Origin of the sequence: Neptuniibacter sp. PT8_73 (genome assembly GCF_047778045.1) — a bacterium.
Taxonomy (GTDB): Bacteria; Pseudomonadota; Gammaproteobacteria; order Pseudomonadales; family Balneatricaceae; genus Neptuniibacter.
Genome location: NZ_CP180545.1, coordinates 1,237,578 through 1,254,529 on the forward strand (window position 1 = coordinate 1,237,578; position 16,952 = coordinate 1,254,529).

18 protein-coding genes are annotated in these 16,952 nt (G+C 42.4%); 14 read left to right on the plus strand and 4 right to left on the minus strand.

Translation table 11 applies throughout. From position 1 onward, the window contains the following. The first annotated feature begins 184 nt into the window (after positions 1-184). Positions 185-757: a YdeI/OmpD-associated family protein gene (locus ACMXYN_RS05360; protein ID WP_415893829.1), complete on the plus strand. Its 573-nt coding sequence runs from the start codon at positions 185-187 to the stop codon at positions 755-757. Between the two features lie 72 nt (positions 758-829). Then, the gene (locus tag ACMXYN_RS05365; protein ID WP_415893830.1) at positions 830-1,399 is read left to right on the plus strand and encodes a hypothetical protein; all 570 of its coding nucleotides are present in this window, start codon (positions 830-832) and stop codon (positions 1,397-1,399) included. Positions 1,400-1,520: 121 nt separating this feature from the next. On the opposite strand, the gene ACMXYN_RS05370 is transcribed toward ACMXYN_RS05365, so the two are convergent. Further along, positions 1,521-3,215, minus strand: coding sequence for a methyl-accepting chemotaxis protein (locus tag ACMXYN_RS05370; protein WP_415893831.1), 1,695 nt, complete (start codon positions 3,213-3,215; stop codon positions 1,521-1,523). 585 nt (positions 3,216-3,800) lie between these two features. On the opposite strand from ACMXYN_RS05370, the gene ACMXYN_RS05375 reads away from it, so the two are divergent. From ACMXYN_RS05375 to ACMXYN_RS05395, 5 genes are all read left to right on the plus strand, one after another. Continuing rightward, the gene (locus ACMXYN_RS05375; protein WP_415893832.1) at positions 3,801-4,046 is read left to right on the plus strand and encodes a DUF2164 domain-containing protein; all 246 of its coding nucleotides are present in this window, start codon (positions 3,801-3,803) and stop codon (positions 4,044-4,046) included. A gap of 59 nt (positions 4,047-4,105) precedes the next feature. Further along, positions 4,106-4,891, plus strand: a complete 786-nt coding sequence (locus ACMXYN_RS05380) for a substrate-binding periplasmic protein (RefSeq protein ID WP_415893833.1) — start codon at positions 4,106-4,108, stop codon at positions 4,889-4,891. 316 nt (positions 4,892-5,207) lie between these two features. Continuing rightward, positions 5,208-6,389, plus strand: coding sequence for an acetyl-CoA C-acyltransferase family protein (locus ACMXYN_RS05385; RefSeq protein WP_415893834.1), 1,182 nt, complete (start codon positions 5,208-5,210; stop codon positions 6,387-6,389). Between the two features lie 221 nt (positions 6,390-6,610). Then, positions 6,611-7,192 (plus strand): NAD(P)H-dependent oxidoreductase, encoded by a 582-nt coding sequence (locus tag ACMXYN_RS05390; protein WP_415893835.1) that lies wholly within the window; start codon positions 6,611-6,613, stop codon positions 7,190-7,192. Between the two features lie 41 nt (positions 7,193-7,233). Further along, positions 7,234-7,662, plus strand: coding sequence for a DUF6010 family protein (locus ACMXYN_RS05395; protein WP_415893836.1), 429 nt, complete (start codon positions 7,234-7,236; stop codon positions 7,660-7,662). Positions 7,663-7,683: 21 nt separating this feature from the next. On the opposite strand, the gene ACMXYN_RS05400 is transcribed toward ACMXYN_RS05395, so the two are convergent. After that, positions 7,684-8,361 (minus strand): FMN-dependent NADH-azoreductase, encoded by a 678-nt coding sequence (locus ACMXYN_RS05400; protein ID WP_415893837.1) that lies wholly within the window; start codon positions 8,359-8,361, stop codon positions 7,684-7,686. A gap of 118 nt (positions 8,362-8,479) precedes the next feature. Here ACMXYN_RS05400 and ACMXYN_RS05405 point away from each other — a divergent pair, with 118 nt between their 5' ends. Both ACMXYN_RS05405 and ACMXYN_RS05410 read left to right on the plus strand, forming a co-directional pair. Continuing rightward, positions 8,480-9,328, plus strand: a complete 849-nt coding sequence (locus ACMXYN_RS05405; RefSeq protein ID WP_415893838.1) for a LysR family transcriptional regulator — start codon at positions 8,480-8,482, stop codon at positions 9,326-9,328. 131 nt (positions 9,329-9,459) lie between these two features. Continuing rightward, positions 9,460-10,272, plus strand: coding sequence for a fatty acid desaturase (locus tag ACMXYN_RS05410; protein WP_415893839.1), 813 nt, complete (start codon positions 9,460-9,462; stop codon positions 10,270-10,272). A gap of 103 nt (positions 10,273-10,375) precedes the next feature. On the opposite strand, the gene ACMXYN_RS05415 is transcribed toward ACMXYN_RS05410, so the two are convergent. After that, complete coding sequence (locus ACMXYN_RS05415) at positions 10,376-10,552, minus strand: CCGSCS motif protein (protein WP_415893840.1); 177 nt, start codon at positions 10,550-10,552, stop codon at positions 10,376-10,378. A 260-nt stretch (positions 10,553-10,812) separates the two neighbouring features. Between ACMXYN_RS05415 and ACMXYN_RS05420 the strand changes: the two genes are divergently transcribed. Both ACMXYN_RS05420 and ACMXYN_RS05425 read left to right on the plus strand, forming a co-directional pair. Then, entirely contained in the window at positions 10,813-11,310 is a 498-nt protein-coding gene (locus tag ACMXYN_RS05420; protein WP_415893841.1) for an MSMEG_1061 family FMN-dependent PPOX-type flavoprotein, read from the plus strand. A gap of 162 nt (positions 11,311-11,472) precedes the next feature. Continuing rightward, positions 11,473-11,892, plus strand: a complete 420-nt coding sequence (locus tag ACMXYN_RS05425; RefSeq protein ID WP_415883910.1) for a cytochrome b562 — start codon at positions 11,473-11,475, stop codon at positions 11,890-11,892. A 75-nt stretch (positions 11,893-11,967) separates the two neighbouring features. On the opposite strand, the gene nrtS is transcribed toward ACMXYN_RS05425, so the two are convergent. Continuing rightward, positions 11,968-13,053 carry a nitrate/nitrite transporter NrtS gene (gene nrtS, locus ACMXYN_RS05430; RefSeq protein ID WP_415893842.1) on the minus strand — a complete coding sequence of 362 codons (1,086 nt, stop codon included), beginning with the start codon at positions 13,051-13,053 and terminating at the stop codon, positions 11,968-11,970. A gap of 283 nt (positions 13,054-13,336) precedes the next feature. On the opposite strand from nrtS, the gene hmpA reads away from it, so the two are divergent. The 3 genes from hmpA (at position 13,337) to ACMXYN_RS05445 (ending at position 16,831) form a co-directional block, all read left to right on the plus strand. Next, a complete protein-coding gene (gene hmpA, locus ACMXYN_RS05435; protein ID WP_415893843.1) occupies positions 13,337-14,542 on the plus strand; it encodes an NO-inducible flavohemoprotein in 1,206 nt (401 codons plus the stop codon). A gap of 440 nt (positions 14,543-14,982) precedes the next feature. Then, a complete protein-coding gene (locus ACMXYN_RS05440) occupies positions 14,983-16,011 on the plus strand; it encodes a flagellar motor protein MotB (RefSeq protein WP_415893844.1) in 1,029 nt (342 codons plus the stop codon). Between the two features lie 40 nt (positions 16,012-16,051). After that, positions 16,052-16,831 (plus strand): alpha/beta hydrolase, encoded by a 780-nt coding sequence (locus ACMXYN_RS05445; RefSeq protein ID WP_415893845.1) that lies wholly within the window; start codon positions 16,052-16,054, stop codon positions 16,829-16,831. Positions 16,832-16,952: the final 121 nt, after the last annotated feature.

Genomic DNA, 16,952 nt, shown 5'->3' on the forward strand with positions numbered 1-16,952 from the left:
CAGTTTAGCTATTTAACCACTAAACAATAGTGACGGAGCACAAATTTATGGCTTTTAACCCTATATATTCGCAAGAGTTGTGCCTTTTAGAAGAGGGGGCGAAGAGCAGGTCTTGTGATTCCCACCATCCTAAAACCGCTGTAAGATCCTGATCTTCAATATTCGCTAGCCAGTTATTTAGCCGATGAAAGCACCTGATCCCTCGAAAATTAAGTCCTTTGCTACTGCTGAAGAGCTTGCTGAATGGTTACGAGATAACCATGCCTCTGAAACTGAGTTGTGGGTAAATATCTATAAAAAGAAAAGCGCTATTCCGAGTGTGACTTGGGATGATGTGGTGATTGAATCGCTGTGTTGGGGTTGGATTGACGGCATTAAAAAGTCGATTGATGAACAGGCTTACCTGCAACGGATTACACCAAGGAAAGCGAGAAGTGTGTGGTCGAAACGAAACCGAGATCATGCCGAGCGTTTGATAAGTGAAGGTCGTATGACTGAGTCGGGTATGGTTCAGGTTAATGCGGCTAAAGTGGACGGCCGCTGGGATAACGCTTATAGCGCGAGTGAAATGGAAGTACCCGAGGATTTCATTAAAGCGCTGGAAAGTAACCTAGAGGCGAAAGCGTTTTATGAAACGCTGACTAAATCAAGGCGTTATGTCATAGCGCATGGTTTAGATAGCGCTAAGAAACCAGAGACTAGGCAACGTCGATTTGATAAGTATATGGACGTACTTGCTCGTGGTGAATATCCATAAATTGAAGATGGTAGCTAAGCGATAAACTAGTTTATCTTGTGTAAAAAATATCTACTTAAAGGAGGAAAAATTTTGGGGCTTAAAAAATCAGGATTGGTATTGTCGGTGGTGTTCACGCTTGCTGGGTGTAATTATCTAAATATAGAGCATAGTCATTCGCACGGTCATGACCATGGGCATATCCACGATTATGACGATAGTCACTCCCACAGTCATAGTCATAGCCATTCTTTGCACCACGGTGTTTTAGTCCCGCTTTTTTCAGCCCAACAGAAGGTAGGCTACGCAGAGCTTAAATTGCACGATGATAAGGGTGATCTTGAGTTGTGGCTTACTTTAGACAAGGCAGGGGCTAACCCGCTTGATATGTCACTGAATTCCAAGGTCAGCGTGTCTTTCCCTAAATTAAGTACTCAGCAGGTTAAGCTTCAGGTGCGTAATACCGAAAAGAACGAAGATGAAGATGGCAAAGGGAATATTCGTGGTAACAATACTAACTACTTTATCTTCCCTGGCGATACCGGTGTTGATGCAGCGTTCCTAACAGGAAAAGAGTTTGCTTCTGATGCGGTTATCTCTTTTGAAAAAGATGGCGTTCAATATACGACTGACGTTTTTGTATTACGTCCGCATACGCATTAAGAGAGTTTTGTAAGGCGAGAAGTAGGGTGCAATAACGAAGTGTATTGCACCCTGTCTAGCCACTAGCCACTAGCCACTAGCACTAGCCACTAGCAACTAGCAACTAGCAACTAGCCACTAGCTAAGCTCTTAGCTCAGAAACCAAACTGTTTAGCTGAAGTAGCTCATTACTCACTTCTTTGTTGATATCTGAAGTTTGGTTCGCACTGTCATTGGTACTGCTAGCATAAAGCGTAATGCTCGATAGGCTGGCATGAATCTCTTTCACCACAGCTGATTGTTCTTCTGCCGCTGCGGCAATTTGCGTATTCATTGCAGCCATTCCTTCTACTGCTGCAGATGCCTCTTCGAGTTCCGCCGCAGTATGGTTTGCTTGCTGGATACAGTGGCCGGCATTTTCTTGGCCTTTTTGCATCACAGATATCGCACCATTGGTTGCTGATTGAAGGTTCTCTAGCAGCTCTTGAATATCCTCAGTGGAGGATTGAGTACGTTGAGAAAGAGAACGTACTTCATCGGCTACTACCGCAAAGCCTCGGCCTGATTCACCTGCACGTGCAGCTTCAATTGCGGCGTTGAGAGCAAGTAGATTGGTTTGTTCAGCGATGCCGCGGATATCATCCAGTACTTCACTGATTCGGTTTGTTTCGGTAGCCAGAGAGGTTAGCTGAGTGGCTGCGCTTTCGACATTGATATTAAGCTGTTCGATAGCTTGCTGATTTTGTTTAGCGATGCCAGAACCAGATTGAACCTTTTCTAATACATCGCGGCCAAGTTCTGCTGCATGATCAGTCGATTGCGCAATTTCGGTGATACTGCAAGACATCTGCTCGGTGGCAGTGGCAGTTTGTTCTGTTTCGCGCTTTTGCTGTTCAACTTGGTCGCGGGTAGCGTCCATCAACACGATCGATTGTTCAGATCGTTGAACCAATTGCGTCGATGTTGAACGGATAGTCGTCACCATCTTGCCCAGCTTTTCCATCAAGCGGTTGAATGCTGCTGCCGCTTCCGCCGTTTCGTCTTGACCGGTTACAGGTAGGCGTACAGTCAGATCGCCATCACCATCGGAGATCTCCTTCAGGCGATCACGCATATTGCTTACAGGGCCAGTAATTGCACGGGAGATTACCAATGCTAAGGAAATACCCAAAATAAGAGCGACCACAAAGATAATCATAATTAGCTTTTGTGCTTTAAGCTCGTCGTGCTCGGCACGCTGTGTTGCTTCAAGCGTGAAGGCTTGAATTTGATCAAGCGCATCAATCAGTTCGTGATCGATTTTATCTTCGAGTTCAATAATATGGTCGGCTGAAGCAATAGCAGATGCCGCGTAACCATCTTTGACCTTTTGGAATAACGATAGAGCTAACTCGTCGTATTCGGCGTGGTTTTTATCTATGTCCAAAATGGTTGTCAGTAAGGATTCAAATTGTTCTTTGGCTTCTGCGCTATGCGCTTTGGTAATCGCATGCTCAAGCAGCTCTTCTAGTTGCTTAAACTCCTGATCAACTTTATCTGCCAATGAGTGGAATGCTTTTGTTGTTGTCAGCATCTCTTGTGAACGATCGTTACCGTACTTTATTGCGGTTGCGTAAGAGAGGCTGCGCTCAAAAAGAATGGCTTGCTCTAGTTGATGCTGAGCCACTTTTGAAAGCATATTGGTTATTGGTAGGTCTTCTTCTGCTACTTCGATTAACTCGATACCGATCTTGTTCATCTGGTATGTAGCGACGCCACCAAGGGTAAGGATGAGTAATAAGTTTATCCCTGCTAACAGGGCTATCCGCGAAGAAATTTTGAGTGAGCTAAGCAACATCTAAATGCGCTCCCATTCTTAATTATGCACTTGTGAATTTTTTGTAACTTTATAATTTATATAAACCTTGTTTTATGTATGGTTTAAGTGGTGTTAAATCATTATAAAACATAGGCTTATTTGCTTTTTTAGCTGTTTTGAATATAACAGAATAATTGTTTCAAAATGTGTAGATTTACAAAGAAATCTATATTTTTTTGTTAGTTTTTTAGCAATTAATCAAGATGTCTTTAGACGTGCACAAATAAGGTGCGTTTTTCTGAGTTTGGGGCGGGGTTGTTGCTCAAGTTTGGTGCTGTCAATTGCCATTGGTAGAGGTTCTTTTTGGTGTTGCTCTATAACTCAAATAGGCTTGGGTTATATGTCTGATGACCCTAGGTAAATTCCTGTTTCCGTTCTCAGCCTTTGTGTTCCTTTGGTTAGCTTATTGATGATAAAGAATCGCTAAATCTAAGATTTTTGTGCGACGCATCATTGATCTTGGTGGTTGGTTGATGGAACAAGGTGAATATATTGAATCTTATTACCCTTAGATGGTTTAAGATCGTTTATCCCAGTTGTTGTTAGCCAGAAAGCAAAGGATTTATGAAAGATATAAAGCTATCTCAAGATCAAACAGATCGCATGGTGAGTAAGATTAAGCGGTATTTTTCTGATGAGCTAGATCAGGATATTGGTAGTTTTGAAGCGGAGTTTTTGATCGAGTTCTTTGCTAAAGAGATTGGACCACATTTCTATAATCAAGCGCTAGCTGATGCAAACCGCGTATTTATGGAAAAAGTTGAAGATGCGAGTTACTTAGTTCAAGAGCTTGAGAAACCGACCGCTTAAATAACGCTTTCAAAGGGTTCTTCACATTGTCTCGTTTGGATTAGGTCTAAAATGAAAGCATGAAATACCTATTCATTTTCTTTTCTCTTTTTCTATTACTTCAGGGCTTCGCTAGGGCTGAGAGCTCGTTAGTAGAAGAACCAAAATCGCTATCTGCTGAAAACCACGAGCTAATAATTGTTAGGACTATTGGTTTTCCCCCTTATGGAATTAAAAGCGAGTCAGGCACGAGCGGGATCTACTATGAAATGGCAAATAAGTTGATAGAAGAAGCGGGGTACCAGCTTGAGAATTCTATTGCTCCCTACAGCCGCATTATTAGGGAGTTAAAGTCGGGTAAGGCCGATATGACTATCATGTTCAAGTATGAAGAGTTAAAAGAGCATGTCATCTATGTAGCCCCTTTACCTGCCTTGCCAACCGTAGTGATTGGATTAAAGGGAACTGCATTTGAATCGGTAGAGAGTTTAAAAGGTAAGGAGCTTGCCTATCTGCGAGGGGCTAAGTTCAGTGAACAAATTGATAATGACCCTGAGATTAGAAAGTACAGCACTGTTGATTTTGTACAAGGCGTTAAAATGCTCAAAAGGGGGCGAGTGGATGGCATTATAGGACCGATCGATCCTATTTTAAGCGCAGCTAAACAACTCAATGATGACTTTAGTTTGTTTGGCGAACCGCTAGTGGTCAAAGAAAATACCCCTTGGGTGCAAATCTCGAAAAAGAGTAGAGATAAGCTTTCTATCGAAAAACTAAATGAGGCCTTTAAAAAGCTTCAATCACAACATGTATTAGAAGCGCTAAGAGAGAAATATTTATCAATGCAGATGAACAACTCTAACTGACGTTTGGTAAGTAGGGTGCAATAACGAAGTGTATTGCACCTTTTGTTGAACTTGTTCTTGTCGATTCTTTTACCCACCTACACTCTATCTAGCATCTAGCATCTAGCATCTAGCATCTAGCATCTAGCATCTAGCATCTAGCCCCCCTATACCTATGGTTGATTGTTTTTTGCTCATAACCACGTGATATTGTGTTTATTCGATTTGCCTAAATGAGCGGAAGCTCACTTATTCAAAAAGATGGGACAACGATAAGCCGGTAGTTAATTTCTGCGTGAAGTTACGGGCGATATAACAATATGGGGAATGATCAATCATGACTAAAGACGTTGTAGTTCTTAGTGCTGTACGTTCAGCAATCGGTGCATTCGGCGGAAGCCTAAGTACTATGGAGCCGGCTGAGCTGGCAGGTCAGGTAATGAAGGAAGCGGTTAATCGTTCAGGTGCTGATCCAGAGAAAATTAATTATGTAACTGTAGGTAACTGTATTCCTACGGAATCTCGCTATGCATATGTTGCGCGTGTTGCTGCGATTCAGGCGGGTCTGCCGATGGAATCTGTAGCGATGTCGGTTAACCGTCTATGTTCTTCTGGTTTACAGGGGATTGTGACCACTGCTCAGCAGATCATGCTAGGTGATTGCGATTACGGTATCGGTGGCGGTGTTGAGGTGATGTCTCGCGGTGCTTACCTATCCACAGCGATGCGTTCTGGTGCTCGCATGGGTGAAACCACAATGCTGGATTCTATGGTATCTGTACTGACTGATCCATTTGGTGCTGGTCACATGGGTATCACTGCTGAGAACTTGGCAGAGAAGTGGGATATTAGCCGTGAAGATCAAGATGAGCTAGCTGCTGAATCGCAACGTCGTGCGGCTGTTGCGATTGAAGAAGGTCGCTTTAAGTCTCAGATCGTACCTATCGTGCAGAAAACACGTAAAGGCGAAGTTGTATTCGATACTGACGAGCACGGTAAGCCAGGCACTACTGCTGAGAAACTGGCAGGTATGCGCCCAGCATTTAAGAAAGACGGTACGGTAACGGCGGGTAACGCATCGGGTATCAACGATGGTGCAGCGTTCTTCGTATTGGCGTCTGCTGAAGCCGCTGAAGCTGCCGGTCAAAAGCCGATCGCTAAGATTAAGTCTTACGCCGTTGCAGGTGTATCCAACGAGATTATGGGTGAAGGCCCAATTCCAGCAACTAAGCTCGCTTTGCAAAAAGCAGGTTTGAGCTTGGATGATATGGATGTGATCGAGTCTAACGAAGCGTTTGCAGCTCAAGCGATTGCGGTAGCTAAAGGTCTAGGTTTGGATATGCAGAAAACCAACCCTAACGGTGGTGCGATTGCTCTAGGTCACCCAGTAGGTTGTTCTGGTGCATTCATTGCGACTAAGGCTGTCTACGAGCTTGAACGTATCGAAGGTAAGTACGCACTGGTAACTATGTGTATCGGTGGCGGTCAGGGTATCGCGGTAATCTTTGAGCGAGTTTAATCATCTCTGATTAGATCGCTTATACCTTACATCCGGTTTAGTTATCGGGTGTAAGGTTTTTATCACAGCTAAACGTCATTCATTCCCTCCAAAAATCTCTTTCCTTATTTCTTCTCTACCCGTCACTATTCCTAACGTTATTGTTGTACTTTAACGACTTTAAATAGTATCCAGATCGCTATAGGGTTTGGCCATCGCTGTAATAAGTTAAGGAGAGTCGAGTGAAGTGTTTGGTAGTATTGACCCATCCGTTGAAGGATAGTTTGTGTCATCATTTTTGTGATGAAACGGTTAAGCACTTAACTGAAAAGGGGTATGAAATCACGCTACTCAACCTTTACGAATCGGATTTTGAGCCAGCGCTTAAAGAGGCAGAGCGTAAAAGTTACTATGCTGATCAGTTTGACGACTCGCGATTAAAAATAGATATACAGCAACTGCAAGAAGCTGAATCCCTCGTACTGATCTTTCCTACTTGGTGGTTTGGTTTTCCTGCGATGTTAAAAGGCTGGTTTGATCGGGTTTGGGCACCGGGTTTCGCTTACGACCATGCCAAAGATCTGGGGGCTATTCAGCCGCGTTTAGATAATCTTAAAGAAGTGAAAGTGGTTACTACTCTGGGTTCGCCATGGTGGGTCGATCTGTTCATCTTGCGTCAACCGGTTAAGAAGGTCCTCAAAATAGCTTTGCTCGGTGCATGTACCAAAAGCTGTAAATTCCAGATGCTGTCGTTTTATAAAAGTGAAAATGCTTCGAAAACTCGTGTAGAAGCTTTTGTTAATAAGATTAAAGCTAAGTTTTAACCGATTTTCTAAGATAGAAATCGTTTGGTGGTAGGTGCTATATGGAGCTGTTCGATACGATTCTGTGGCTAATATTCGGTTTAGCGGGTGGTGGGCTCTTAATTAAGTTCGCACAGGGAAGAGCAGAGCAAGAGCAGATTAATATCTTTGGTGTAGCACTAGTTATTGCTGCACTGATTTATATTGGTTTTGCTGTGATCTATGGTGCGAGTTCGACGTGGTTAATTATCGAAACTGTTGGCGTGTTGGTATATGGCAGCGTCTACCTATTGGCTAAACGCTTTGGACTTCATTTCTTAGCGCTGGGTTGGTTGTTACATCCCCTTTGGGACGTATGCTTGCATCTGCTTGGAGCAGGTGGGCACTTTGCGCCTGAGTGGTATGCCGTTATGTGCATTACGTTTGATTTAGTTGTGGCGGTGTATCTGTTCCGAAAAAGCGCCTTGTTTAAAGGCGCTGGTCAAAGTTAATTGAAACTATTCCGAAAAACTCTAAGCCACAGCTGTTGCATAGGTTTCAGCTATGGATTGTGCAAGTTCAACTGATTTGAGCTGCGCCGCTTCTAGAGACGCTTTATGTCGTTGATCCGAGAACTCCTGATATTCACTGCTAATTTCATAAAATTTATCTGCGCCTAGATAAGGGCTCAACTGCTCAATATGCGGTGATAAATGGTTTAGGTGGGCGCGCTCCTTACCTTTTGCAAAATCAAATTCCCCCCAGGATGTGCATAAGATTAGCTGCTTACCACTGAGGATAGGTTCAAGTGGATAATCACCTCTAGCTAGATCGAATGAAAAAGTTTTATTTATGCGTATGACTTGATCAAACCATGCTTTCAATACGGCGGGCATACCGTAGTTATACATAGGCGATGAGAGCACAATGATATCTGCTTGTTGTATCTCAGCTATATATTGGTCGGATTGCGCAAGGGCTTTATTCTGTTCATCAGTAGGTGATTCCGAGAAACATGCCGCAATCCACTGTTCATCGATGAATTTGGGTGGTTTCTTGGCTAAATCACGATAAATAACCTCACAATCTGGGATCATTTTTTTAAAGGTGGTGACAGCAAGGTAGGCTATATGGCGTGAAATAGACTGATGTTTCTCGCCGTTGGGTTGCCAGCCACGTGCGCTGGCATCTATATGTAGAATGGTTGGCATCTGGAGCTCCGTGATCATTGTATTTAGGTTAATTTTCCCGCTCGAGTTGCTAGATTGACAAACGAATAGTTGCTACTTATAAGTAAGTTTTATTCATCTATAGATTCGGGTTTAGATTATGTTGGGTCAGCTGCCACCGCTAAATGCCATCAAAACCTTTGCCATTGCTGCGCAATATTTGAGCTTTAAACAAGCGGCTAAGGTGCTTAATGTCACGCCTACTGCAGTGTCACATCAGATTCGAAGTTTAGAGGCACAGTTAAACGTCACGCTGTTTGAACGCAAGGTGCGTAGCATTGAGCTCACGCCTGAGGGGGAGGCGTTAGCAGAGACCTCGCTCTCTGTGCTCAATCAGTTGCATTTGTGTTTAGAAGAGATCAAAACACCGAATAATAGGGTGACGATCTCTTGCTGTACCTCATTTGCAAGTTTATGGCTGGCGCCACGCCTTACCGAATTTAATCTGAGATACCCTGATATCGAGATCGAAATCTGTGCGAGTAATATGTTGGTGGAGCTAGAGCATGATCGGAGAATTGATATAGCGATACGCTATGGCTTGGAGAGTGATGATCCGCAGGAACGACTGTTAGCTCAAGAACAGTTAGCTTGTTATGCCAGACAGGATTTCTTAGATCAGCTAGCAGATAATCCCAATCTATTTGTTACGGAGTGGGAAGATGATTTCCTCGCTAATATAGAATGGCGACCCCATTTTGATGAATTAACTTATACTGCTCGTAGCTTTAATCAGGAACAGTTTGCATTACAAGCAGCATTAGCTGGACAGGGGTATGCACTGATCAGTGATGTGCTGGCAGGAAGTACCTGTCAGCAAGGTTGGTTGGTGGAGGATAAGGGGATGCCGCGACTTACGGGTTATAATTATTCTTACCGGCTCTCGCCTTATACTGGCGATGCCCACCAAGTGCGAATCTTCGCTAAGTGGCTTGAAGAACAGTTTTGACTAATGAAGTTGGATCTTTACTTAGATCAATAACCCGGCTTATTCAGCGGTGTTGTTAGTATTTCTTATATACAGCCAAGGCTGTTTCCTTTATGTTTGTCAGCCAAATTTAGTTCTGTGTGATATCTGTTATGAAAGATAGTGGTTTACTCGGGTTTAGGTATAAAGAAGACTGCTTACCAGTGTTGATTATCTTGAGCCTTACTGTAGTTGATTTTGTACTTTACTTTACAGTGAGTGACCCTGTTGCGCTGACGCTTTACTATCTATTGATGATTATTCCTAAAGGGGTGATCTGTGCGTGGAATCACCACCATCAACACCTTTTCACTTTTAGAAATAACTTTCTAAATCGCGTATTAGAATTTGTTTATGCTTTGCATACAGGGGTAACGACGCATTTATGGCGTTTGCACCATGTATTAGGCCATCACCTTAACTTTCTTGATCAAGAGAAAGATGAGAGTCGTTGGAAGCGAAAAGATGGTAAGCAGATGGGAGCTATTGAGTACACATTGAATGTTGCTTTAACGGCTTATAGTCGCGGTTATCAAGTAGGTAAAAAGCATCCTAAACAGTTATCTACCTTTTTAACTTATACAGCAATTACCTTCGCCATTGTTGCGGCATTGGTTTGGTATAACCCTGTTGCGGGTTTGTTGTTGTTTGTTTTACCGATGATTACCAGCTTGTTGTTTACCTCCTATGTAACATATGAACATCACTCTGGGTTGGATACAGAGAATGAGTTTGAAGCTTCCTACAATAATCTAAACCCACTTTTTAATCGCCTGACTGGAAACCTTGGTTACCATACAGCGCATCATCATAAGCAGGGTGTACATTGGTCAAGATTGCCGGAACTACATGCGAAGATTGAGCATAAAATTCCAGAAAGCCTTTATCGTAAGTCCATCTTAACTCGCGTACTTTTAAGAGGCTAATAAGAGGTTAAGGCTAGCTCGCAGTCTTACCGCTGCATCTATCTTATTTATAGGCTGTAACCTCGGCTAAGGGAACCGAGGTTACCGCATTGTTAGTACAGTTTTATGAGCATGAGCCGCAGCACACACCTGGCTGACCGTGTTTACCTTTCTTCTCATTAGATTCTTTATTGTTTCCATCAGCTTTTGCAGTTACTTCTACAGCGGATGCTTCTTTTGTTGTTGCAGTTTCAGCAACGTTTTTATCTTTCTTAAATAGGCTTTGTAGTAGAGATGACATAGGAATACCTTTTTATAACATTAAATGTATTTTTTTTACATGTTATGATTCCATAGTATTCTAGTCAACTATCAAGATGAAGATAAGCGGTTTATCTAGTCTGGATCAGATATTAAGGGGAGGGGGTTATGGAATTTGAACAGATCGATTCGGTAGAAAAACTTAGAGAGTTATATGGTCTGCCGATGGAGCTAGTGATTAAAAAGCAAAAGACTTAGCTCGATAAATTTAGTCAGAAATTCATAGAGTTATCGCCTTTTATGTTGCTCGCTACATCGGATAATCAAGGCAATATGGATTGCTCGCCAAGGGGAGATTATGCTGGTTTTATTCAAATTTGGGATGACAGTACGATTGTTCTCCCAGATCGCCCCGGCAACAATCGATTAGATAGCTTAAGTAATATTATTGAGAACCCACATGTTGGACTTTTGGTGTTAGTGCCGGGGTTCAGTGAATGTCTTCGAGTTAATGGCACTGCCAAAATTGTTACGAATTCTTCTGTATTGGAGCGTTGTGAGCATCAAGGTAAGTTGCCGAAATCCGCCATCGTTATCTCTATCAAAGAGATCTACTTTCACTGTGCTAAAGCGATCACGCGTTCTAAGTTATGGGAAGCTGAATCGAGAGTTGATCGGAATATCATGCCAAGCTTGGGTAAGATTTTAATGGCACAGATTGACCCGTCTAAAACAGCCGAAGAGGTAAAAAAGGTAGAGGAGATCATCGAAGATAGGGTTAAAAATACCTTGTACTAAACCAGATAATAGCTGCATGGACGCAGGATTTTACTTATCCAATTCAAGCCCCACTATCTTGAAGCGCGTTTTACATGACTACGCTTTGATTCAGCCTAATCGTCAGATCTGATATATTACCTGCTCGGTAAATATCTTGATGTTATGTAGGTTGATTTTTTTATGAAGTTCTCTGCTTTTAAAACGTTATTTAGTTCTTTGTTAGTTGCTGTGATGTTCACAACAAGTGGGTATGTAAGTGCAGGTAACCCGCTAACTTTAAAACAGACCATGAAAGAGATGCGTCTGCAGTATAAAGAAGCGATGGTGAGTAGCTCGGCAGAGGGTTTTAACCAACGAATGGATATCTTCAAAGATCATCTAAAAAACGCGCAGGCTTATGATTTTTCGCCTGAGCGTAAAGTGATATCTCTTGAAGGTTTGAAAAAAGTAGAACAACTGGTAAATGGGATTCCAGTTGCGACGGCTGATAACCTAAAGCAGGTTCAGAAGCAGCTTGAAGCGGTGGATGAACTACGTAAGGAATATCACAAGAAGGCGAAGCCAAGTAAGTGGGAGTTGTTCCTTAGCATCTTCGACTAAGGCTGATTTGCTCCTCAATTTAATCTGACAGTCGCTCACTCCTATGTGCGCTGTCAGATTAAGTTATCTTCCAGTCTAAGCGATCTTGAGCTTAGATGACATCGTAGAACTCAGATCCACCATCGATGCCCCAAACGTAATGTTGGCTGCTGAGCCATCAATTGCTTTTTGTGCATCGCCTATCACTGCCTCAAATTGTTGATAGATCTCCTGGAAGTTTTCTAGCTCTTCTGAGGTGCGCTCATTGATTGCTTGAATATGGCTGAATAACGTATCGATTTTAGATAGCGTTTCATCGGTTAGAGAAGACATGCCATTCTCGGTACCTGTACTCACGGTTTTTAGTGAGTTGTTTACTGTGCGCTCGATCAGTTCTAGTTGAGTTTTAAGACGGATCTCATGTTGTTTCAGGTTTTCTAGATTCTGATCGATATCCTGTGCATTTTCGCGCGAATGCTGTGCCAGTGCTTTTACTTCATCAGCTACTACGGCAAAGCCTTTACCTGCTTCTCCTGCACGAGCTGCTTCAATAGCGGCATTCAGGGCAAGTAGGTTAGTTTGCTCTGATGTGGTTGTAATTGCAGACGCTAGCGAGGAGATACCTTCAAAGGACGCTAAAAATTGCGCGATCTCATGTTTAAGCGATTGCGAGGCATCGGAAAATTGATGGATTTCGTTACCGAGTAGAGAGGTTTGGTCCATGAGTTTTCCGAAATTAGATTGAATCCCCCCAAGATCACTTTCACTCCCTTCTAGCGTTTGGCCGATACCGTTTAATTCTTTTATAGAGGAATTAATGCTGGTGGAGAGTGATTGTAAAAATGCGAGTCGCTCAGTAGAGGCTTTATTTACCTTGGTCGCGTTGCTTAGTACTTTTTGGGCAAAGTCGGTTAATGAGTTCAGTTCATTCCCAACTAAGCGTTGATGGTTTATTACCTCAGGACAAGGTTTTGGTTCTGGCCGGCTACGGATGATTAACCAGCTGCTAAATAGCGATACCGAGAAGGGGACGCAGTAGGTCAGGCCCACTTTGAGCCAATTAACATAATATCCAGCAAAAAAATGATCGCCCTGATTAATTAGGTTGAGTAGTGTGCCTACAACAATGGCAATGATGGATGATCTTATAAGGGTGGGTTTAACCCAGTTATCGTTATTCAAGAATCTATCCTCTTCTTTAATATGATGTTCTTGCAAGCAAGAGATTTCTGCTCCATCCGTAGATCAATTTGTCCTTTTTTAGTCTTTGCCTTTAGGTGTTTAGGGTATTTGAGCTATTGAAGTTAAAAAAATAATCAATTTAACTTTATGATTTAAAAGATTTTTAGCTATAAATCCTGAAGTCGTCTTGAAATTTATAACATGTATTGTATTTACATCTTAATGATCCGTCTATAAGATGTATTAAAAATACATTTAAAGAGACGGCAAAGAGGTATTAGTTGTGAACCCAACATCAATAGCCATCGTGAAATCAACTGTTCCGCTTATTCAAGAAGTAGGTACTGATCTGACCAAGCACTTTTATGGTCTTTTATTTGAAGAGAATCCGGAGCTTAAAAATGTCTTTAACATGGTGAGCCAAGCCAACGGTCGCCAGCAATCAACGCTAGCATCATCGATTCTCTCTTATGCTGCGCATATAGATAAATTGGAAGCCATTGGACCAGAAGTTCACCGTATTGCGGCTAAGCACTTTAGTTTGGATGTGCAGCCAGAACACTATCCGATCGTAGGTCGAAATCTACTAAAGGCGATTCGAGAAGTGTTAGGTGAGGATATCGCCACTAATGAAGTGATTGACGCTTGGGCTGAGGCATATGAGTTATTAGCCAGTATCTTAATCGGGGCGGAAGCTAATCTGTATGACAACTCGCAAGAGGGTCAAGGCTGGTTAGGGTTTAAAGACTTCAGTGTAGTGAAGAAGGTAAAAGAAAGTAGCGAAATTACCTCTTTCTATTTAGCGCCTCTAGATGAAAAACCGTTACCTAAATATAAAGCGGGTCAGTTTATCAGCGTGAAAATCAAGGACCCCGATCTAGAGTTTACCGAGATCCGTCAGTACAGCTTGTCTGATGCTCATAGTGAAGATGTCTATCGCATTTCGGTAAAAGCAGAAACCAGTAGTGATGAAAATACGCCGGATGGTTTGGTTTCTAATCATCTACATAGCAAGGTCGAAGAGGGTGATATCGTTCCTGTTCATATGCCTGGAGGTGAATTCTTTGTAAAAGACAATGACAGGCCTGTTGTACTGATTAGCGGTGGTGTTGGTATCACGCCTGTATTGGGCATGCTTAATGAGCTTATTTTAAAACGAGATTCTCGAAAAATTAGCTGGTTGCACGGTACCCGCTCTAAAGATGCGCATGCATTTGGTGGGCACATTAATATGCTGAAGAATGATCTATCTAATCTATCTACTGCAACTTTTTATGAAGATATTTACGGGGCAGAGAAGGGTAAAGATTATGACCACCATGGTTATATTACCGCTGACAAGATTAAGCAGTATTGCTCATTAGATGCTGATTTCTTCTTCTGTGGACCGCTGCCGTTTATGCATGCCATCCACCAACAGTTAACTGGCCTAAATGTTCCTGAAGAGCAGCTTCATTACGAAGTGTTTGGTCCAAGCTCGACCCTTTAATCGTTAGAAGTTTTATCCGCCAGAGTTTTGCTGCCAGTCGGTCGTGTTGATGATGTCACATCGCTTTGCATCAGTATGATCGGTTAAAACTGAAACTCGCTCTATCTCCCTCAAGTAGAGCGGGTTAACTGGCGGGTATTTTTATTCATCCCCACCTCAGGCTAAGGTTCTTCTTAGCGTGTTTCGGGAGATCGCTCTGATCTCCCTTTTTTCGTTTCTAGAGTAATAGGCTCATTAAGTAATCCTACTCCACGTTTGAGTTGCTCGAAGTGGTAAATCAATAACAGTAATTTATTCACCAAACTGAGATTTAAGAGGGATATACAGTGGTCAGTGCCGATTTAGTTAATGGGTAAACAGGTTGAACAATTTACTCGTGTATAAGGTGGGATCAGGTATTATCTCAGCTTCATTGATGATTACACCGTAAAGGATTTTATATGCGTAAAGTGTTTTCCCGACTATTGCTTTTAATGTCGAGTGTATTGATGGCTATGCAGGCGCAAGCTGCAGGTGTTTCAGAAGTAATCTATTTTATTCAAGAAAACGGCGAAGATTATGTTAGCTATACCACCACGCGAACGCGTTATAGTAGTTACAATCTATGGTTAAAGAAACAAGAGGGAGATGATGGTACAGAAGAAAAGGCATTAGCTGATTTCATGTATATTTTCCCTAAAGAGTACCGTTGGAATACTAATAAGAAACCTTCTCATAACATTATCACCTTCAGCGGTGGTGATTATGCACTCATGAAAATGGGTAATTTCCGGGATGAAAAACAGTTAACGCTGGATGCTAACGGAACTTTCCAAATCAGCAATTGGGATGGCAAAACCAAGAATAAGAAAGGCCGCTTCGGTAAATGGAATACCGGTGGTTTTGATAAGGTCGCTATGGTGTTTGTGATGCCGCAAAACTTGGAGGTTGTGAGCCACAAAGCCAACCGTGAGGGGCAGTGGGTACAACGTAATAACAGCCTCGCCTTCTACGCTGACTCTGTAAATGATCTTGTATTTGATCTGCAATATCGCCACAAAAGCCAAAAGTCTTTCACTAACCTGAAACAGGAATTGGAAGGTGTCGAGGTCGCTCAAACAACTGCTGGTGTTAAGCTAACTTTGGGCTCTCAAGTGCTTTTCGCATCTGGCAGCAGCGAACTTTCCGCAAAAGGTGTCGGATTGATCGAAAAATTGGCAGCCGCGATTAAACAAGATCAAAATAAAATTGTTGTTGCCGGGCATACTGATAATGTTCAGGTGAAAGGGGCGCTAACGGCTAAGTACCCAACAAATTGGGAGCTTTCTTCTGCAAGAGCGTTGAGTGTATTGCATAAGCTTGTAGAGCTCGGAGTTGCTCAAGAGCGTCTACAGGCTCGAGCGTTTGCGGATCAACAGCCTGTTGCTGATAACAGCACTGTTGAGGGCCGTGCTAAAAACCGTCGTATTGAAGTTTTGCTGGTAGAATAAAACTACTTAAGTTTTAAGGGCGCATCGCGAATTTTTGACTATGAAAAAAGCAGTCTTAAAATTTATATTTTTAGCTGGTTTTGGCTACATATTGCTTTGCGCCTTTCTCTACTTTAATCAAGATAACCTCCTGTATTTTCCACAAGAACGTAAAGTAAATAGTGAAGAGCATACACTACTAATCCCTACGGAAGTGGGCAATACGGTAGTTACCATTCAAGCAAGAAACACTGGTAAAGCCCTTATCTATTTCGGTGGAAATGCTGAAGATGTCTCGCAACGCTTAGCCAAGTTTAAGCAAACTTTTCCCGAACATTCGTTATACCTAATGCACTATCGTGGCTATGGTAGCGATGGAACTCCACGTGAAGAAACCATCTATCAAGATGCACTGGCTTTGTATCAACAAGTGGCTAAAGGTAACGCTGAAATTGTGCTGATGGGGCGAAGTTTAGGGACTGGTATTGCGACACGATTAGCAGCTGAAAAGCCGACACAGCAACTTATTTTGATAACGCCCTATAGCAGTATTGAGGATGTGGCGGCTGAACGTTACTGGGGCATTCCAGTGTCGCTGTTATTAAAAGATAAATACTTATCTTGGCAATATGCTCCTAGAGTAAAAGCGAATACAGCTATTCTCCTTGCAGGTAGAGATACTGTGATCTCCGAAGCGAGTTCGATGAAATTATTTGGTAGCTTTACTGATGGTGTGGCATCGCTCTACAAGTTTGAAACTGCAGGGCATAACAGTATCTCTTCTGATCCTAACTACTATCCCTTGTTAAATAAGCTATCTCGTAGACGCAGCGTTAATTGACGAGGTGATCAATTAAATGGATTAGGTTTTCTCCTGTTCCATGAGGCTTAGAATGACAGAACGCTCTAACTTAATAGACTATACTGACCGTCTGAATAGAACATATTCATAAAACCCATTG

Coding starts and splice junctions, on each gene's coding strand:
- ACMXYN_RS05380 (WP_415893833.1), top strand. CDS start 4,106: ATGAAATACCTATTCATTTTCTTTTCTCTTTTTCTATTACTTCAGGGC.
- ACMXYN_RS05360 (WP_415893829.1), top strand. CDS start 185: ATGAAAGCACCTGATCCCTCGAAAATTAAGTCCTTTGCTACTGCTGAA.
- ACMXYN_RS05425 (WP_415883910.1), top strand. CDS start 11,473: ATGAAGTTCTCTGCTTTTAAAACGTTATTTAGTTCTTTGTTAGTTGCT.
- ACMXYN_RS05420 (WP_415893841.1), top strand. CDS start 10,813: ATGTTGCTCGCTACATCGGATAATCAAGGCAATATGGATTGCTCGCCA.
- ACMXYN_RS05440 (WP_415893844.1), top strand. CDS start 14,983: ATGCGTAAAGTGTTTTCCCGACTATTGCTTTTAATGTCGAGTGTATTG.
- ACMXYN_RS05400 (WP_415893837.1), bottom strand. CDS start 8,361: ATGCCAACCATTCTACATATAGATGCCAGCGCACGTGGCTGGCAACCC.
- ACMXYN_RS05395 (WP_415893836.1), top strand. CDS start 7,234: ATGGAGCTGTTCGATACGATTCTGTGGCTAATATTCGGTTTAGCGGGT.
- ACMXYN_RS05415 (WP_415893840.1), bottom strand. CDS start 10,552: ATGTCATCTCTACTACAAAGCCTATTTAAGAAAGATAAAAACGTTGCT.
- ACMXYN_RS05410 (WP_415893839.1), top strand. CDS start 9,460: ATGAAAGATAGTGGTTTACTCGGGTTTAGGTATAAAGAAGACTGCTTA.
- ACMXYN_RS05385 (WP_415893834.1), top strand. CDS start 5,208: ATGACTAAAGACGTTGTAGTTCTTAGTGCTGTACGTTCAGCAATCGGT.
- ACMXYN_RS05405 (WP_415893838.1), top strand. CDS start 8,480: ATGTTGGGTCAGCTGCCACCGCTAAATGCCATCAAAACCTTTGCCATT.
- ACMXYN_RS05375 (WP_415893832.1), top strand. CDS start 3,801: ATGAAAGATATAAAGCTATCTCAAGATCAAACAGATCGCATGGTGAGT.
- ACMXYN_RS05445 (WP_415893845.1), top strand. CDS start 16,052: ATGAAAAAAGCAGTCTTAAAATTTATATTTTTAGCTGGTTTTGGCTAC.
- ACMXYN_RS05370 (WP_415893831.1), bottom strand. CDS start 3,215: ATGTTGCTTAGCTCACTCAAAATTTCTTCGCGGATAGCCCTGTTAGCA.